1 protein-coding gene and 1 pseudogene are annotated in these 2,508 nt (G+C 40.4%); both read right to left on the bottom strand.

Annotated elements, in window-relative coordinates:
• Window positions 1-202, bottom strand: a pseudogene (locus AACW06_RS19160) (hypothetical protein); the annotation flags it as partial.
• Window positions 203-1,897: 1,695 nt separating this feature from the next.
• Window positions 1,898-2,365 (bottom strand): hypothetical protein, encoded by a 468-nt coding sequence (locus tag AACW06_RS19155; protein ID WP_192076281.1) that lies wholly within the window; start codon window positions 2,363-2,365, stop codon window positions 1,898-1,900.
• Window positions 2,366-2,508 lie beyond the last annotated feature (143 nt).

Genomic DNA, 2,508 nt, shown 5'->3' with positions numbered 1-2,508 from the left:
GTAAGCAGACTTCGTTAAGTTCAAACACTTCCCGAAAAGTGCCACTGGCGAGATAGTTGAGAAGCTGAGATTTGTCCGGTGTGTAGCTAGAAAACCCAAAGCCTTTCCACCCTAAATTCACCGTTTTCTTAACCCCTGCTAACGCTGCGTTAAGTGGTGAGCAACGCGACCACAATCCTAAACCATTGCGCCTTAAACACAAAACTCAACCTAGAGCCAAAACTCCCAAGCGTTGGGAATCCGTCTTAAACGCCTAGTTAGCTGCTACATTTTAGCTAGCGAATTACGCCAAAATGCCTAATTTGAAACACATTATTGCTTTCAAACGGCAAAGTAAAACGGACAGCTGTGAAATTAAAACCCAATCCACGAAATGCGCTTGGCAAAGAAGAAATGGCCGAATAAATCACCATTCCTGAGCTCGGTAATTTGCAAAGAATTCTATCAAAAAAGCCAACGACAGAGCACTCGAAATGAATTTAAGCATTCATGAATTTCAACAACAAAGAAGCTGCGCCAATGAACTTAACATACACAACTCTTCCCGTAAGCAGACTTCGTTAAGTTCAAACACTTCACGAAAAGTGCCACTGGCGAGATAGTTGAGAAACTGAGATCTGTCCGGTGTGTAGCTAGAAAACCCAAAGCCTTTCCACCCTAAATTCACCGTTTTTCTTAACCCCAGCTAACGCCCAATTAAGTGGTGAACAACGCACTGGCCAAGCCGCTGCATTTCACCGTAAAACACTTTACTCAACGCATAGTAAAACTGCCACGCGTTGAGAATCCACTTGAATTGCTTGTTATGTGAATTTTACCGTGAATTCAAAGTAAACCACCGTAGAAATGAAGATATTTTAATAAGTTACGTGCAAAAACGATGCTGACCAAAACCTAAATTTCACAGCGATCTTAGCCGAAGAAAGCCACTTGCAGAACCGACAACAAAGAAAGCGCCCTTTCAGCAACCGCTAAATTTTTTGCGTCACCAGATTTTCAGAGCTGAATGTCAGCAAGTGAATCAGTCAAAAAGACATTTCAATTAAAGCGATTTGAAACTGACGAAATTCAACACAAACCAGATCCAAAACTTAATTGAGGCAACCCAAGAACCTTGAAAACGATAAATCTCAGGTTATTCAAGAATCCATTTCGACCAAGCCAACTTGCCGAAAACACGGAACGAATTATCAATGAAATCGTAGCGTTGCCCCTAAAAACTCATCAAACACATAACGCCCAATTAAGTGGTGAACAACGCACTGACCAAGTCGCTGCATTGCACCGTAAAACACTTTACCTGACGCATAGTAAAACTGCCACGCGTTGAGAATCCACTTGAATTGATTGTTATGTGAATTTAGCTATGAATTCAAAGTAAACCACCGTAGAAATGAAGAGATTTGAATAAGTTACGTACAAAAACGATGCTGACAAAACCTAAATTTCACAGCGATCTGAGCCAAAGAGAGCCACTTGCAGAATCAACAACAAAGAAAGCGCCCTTTCAGCCACAACAAAACATTTTGCTTCACCAGACTTTCAAAGCTGAATGTCAGCAAATGAATCAGTCAAAAAGACATTTCAATTGAAGCGATTTGAAACTGACGAAATTCAACACAAACCAGATCCAAAACTCAAGTGAGGCAACCCAAGAACCTTGAAAACGATCAATCTCTGGTTGTCCAAGAATCCATTTCGACATGCCAACTTGCCGAAAACACGGAACGAGTTCTCAATGAAATCGTAGAATTAACCATAAAAACTCATCAAACACATAACGCCGCATTAAGGTGTGAGCAACGCTACCACGAAACCTAACCATACCATCGTAAACACAAAACCCGACGATGGAATAGAAAATGCCATGCGTTGGGAATCACTCTTAAATGCTTTGTTATACATTTTCTTTCAACGTGTTAGAGAAAAAATGCTTTATGTAAGCCTCTACTTTATCAACCTCTTCATCAAAGTATGCAACACCACCATCTAGCTCGATTTTTAAACTAGATACATCAAAATCTTTAGAGAAAGCCGATGAAAAAGCACCATGATGTCGCTCTGTCTTTTTAACTACAGGTTGATACCTTGTAATACCACGATGCTTACTGCCATTGGCGATATCTTGCATGTAACTTAGTGCAGGACAGGAGCTTTTCATGAAATCTTGAAAATCTCGTTTCTTTGGATATGTAGCAGTTAATGAAGGATATTCTTGATAGATCCACTCTACAACGTGCCATGAAAAAATTGCACATATTACCGCTGAGCCAGAAGATAGCGGATCCTTGCGATATTCTCCTACTAAACGTGAAAATTCGTGAAATAGATCTTTTGAATCTTTGATATCGAATGAATAGCTCAACTTTGTCTCCAAATGTATAACGCCCAATTAAGTGGTGAACAACGCACTGGCCAAGCCGCTGCATTGCACCGTAAAACACTTTACCTAACGCATAGTAAAACTGCCACGCGTTGAGAATCCACTTGAATTGCTTGTTATGTGAA

Source organism: Vibrio sp. S12_S33 (genome assembly GCF_963889785.1).
GTDB lineage: Bacteria > Pseudomonadota > Gammaproteobacteria > Enterobacterales > Vibrionaceae > Vibrio > Vibrio aestuarianus.
This window is presented reverse-complemented; position numbering and strand designations above follow the sequence as displayed.